Origin of the sequence: Helicobacter equorum (assembly GCF_900198655.1) — a bacterium.
Classification (GTDB): Bacteria; Campylobacterota; Campylobacteria; order Campylobacterales; family Helicobacteraceae; genus Helicobacter_F; species Helicobacter_F equorum.
Window position 1 is genome coordinate 1 of the sequence record NZ_FZPO01000047.1, and the last position, 2,218, is coordinate 2,218.

1 protein-coding gene and 1 pseudogene are annotated in these 2,218 nt (G+C 37.9%); both read left to right on the plus strand.

Annotation, left to right across the window (positions count from 1 at the left end; genetic code table 11):
* Positions 1-129: 129 nt before the first annotated feature.
* Positions 130-1,410 (plus strand): serine--tRNA ligase, encoded by a 1,281-nt coding sequence (serS, locus tag C6H22_RS06810; protein WP_104694565.1) that lies wholly within the window; start codon positions 130-132, stop codon positions 1,408-1,410.
* 8 nt (positions 1,411-1,418) lie between these two features.
* Positions 1,419-2,218, plus strand: a pseudogene (locus C6H22_RS06815) (tetratricopeptide repeat protein); the annotation flags it as partial.

Consider the following 2,218-nt stretch of genomic DNA (forward strand, 5'->3'; position numbering starts at 1 on the left):
CCAAAAAATTATAGGCATAGTGGGGATTGTAATATAAAAAACTTTAATTTTCACTTCATAGCACTTGTATAAAGGGAATAACAAATGCTTTGCTTATAAGAAAATTAGGATTGTATAGAGGGAATAATTATGATTGATATAAAAACAATTTTTACTGATTTTCAATCTGTGCAAGAAAAACTTGCTATCAAAAAAGTGAGTGCACAGACTTTGACACAACTCCACGATCTAGCCAATACACATAAAAAATGCAAACAGGATTTAGAAGAACTCCAAGCCTACCAAAACAAAACTTCTAAGCTTTTTGGGCAATATAGATCGCAAGGCAAAAATACCGATGAATTAAAAGCCCAACTAGATGCCAACAAACAAAAACTAACACAAACTCAAGCCACGCTTTCAGATATAGAATCTGCACTCCAAACACTCGCACACACAATTCCCAATATTCCAGATTCTAAAACACCAAAGGGAGAAGATGAACGCGATAATATAGAACTTGCCAAGATTCTCACACCTAAAATCTTTGACTTCACACCAAAGGAACATTGGGAGCTTGCTCAAGAAAATGGTTGGATTGACTTTGAAGCAGGTGTCAAACTTGCCAAAAGTCGCTTTAGTGTCTTGCGTGGTATGGGCGCTAAACTCAATCGTGCGCTTATTAATTTTATGCTAGATTATAATCAACAAGCAGGTTTTGAAATGGTAAGCACACCATTACTCACTAATGCACATTGCCTCTTTGGCACGGGACAATTACCAAAATTTGAAGAAGATATGTTTAAAGTAAAAACCCAAATTGAGGAATTAGATTCACAAGAAAGTAAAATGCATGAGCTCTATCTCATCTCAACATCTGAAATCACACTCACTAATCTCTATAACGACTGCATTATCCCTAAAGATTCATTGCCTATTATGCTTACTGCCTACACGCCATGTTTTCGTAAAGAAGCCGGAAGTGCAGGGCGTGATACAAGGGGTATGATTCGCCAACACCAATTTGATAAAGTCGAGCTTGTCGCTATCACGCACCCAGATCAAAGTGATGCAATGCAAGAAAAAATGATACAAACCGCTAGTGGAATCTTGGAAGCGCTAGAACTTCCTCATCGCCTCGTGCAACTTTGTGGTGGCGATCTCGGATTTAGTGCAAGTAACACTGTGGATATCGAAGTGTGGCTACCTGGACAAAATTGCTATCGCGAGATTAGCTCTATCTCCAATACAAGAGACTTTCAAGCGCGTAGAGCAAAAATCCGCTACAAAGATGAGAAAAAAAATACACTCGTGCATACACTCAATGGCTCTGCGCTCGCTGTTGGACGCACACTTATCGCCATTATGGAAAATTTCCAAAACCAAGATAGAAGCATTACAATCCCAAAAGTTTTGCAAAAATATCTCTAAGGTAGGCTATGGCGACACAAGAAGTAGATCTTAATGATCCCACACAAGAAACAAATGAGCAAGGTTCTGCAAATAACCAAGAGCAAAAGAATGGTATACAACAAAAAATCGCTACGCTCTTAGCGCCAATCTTGCAAAAAATACCTCTTAATGTCATAAATATTCAAGCAATAAAAAACAATAAAAAACTTCTCTTTGCGCTCATTGGTGCAGGGATTAGCATACTTTTACTTATCATTGGACTTATGTTGTTTGCCCTTAGAGACGACAAAGAGGAGGATTTGCCACCACCACCCCAACCAAAACCTACTAAAATATCTCAAGCGCCACAGGTAAAACAACTCTCGCAAAAAAATAGTATCGATGCTAGTGAGCTAGGGCTGATGATTAAAAAAGCAAATCTACTCTATGAACAAGGCGATAAATTAGAAGCACTAGATTTGTTTGAACAAATCGCTATTTTCTCACAATCTCTTGCAGGATATAATCTTGGCGTGATTAAACTCAAAGAAAAAGAATACCAACAAGCCCTACAATCGTTTGATATGGCGATTGCATCAGGTGAGGATGTAGCAGTGAGTGCCATTAATGCCGCATATGTGGCTCATAAGTTAGGCAAAGAAGAGTTAGTAGAGTATTATGTGGGCATTAGCTATTCACATCTTCTTGAAGCCAATAAACAATCTTTTTACTCACTTTTATATAGCCTTGTTGCTATCTATAAGGGTTTTTATTTTGAATCTCTCTCTTCGTTATTAAACCCAAATTCCCAAAGCTATCAAACACACAACAATAAACTCCATGCTCG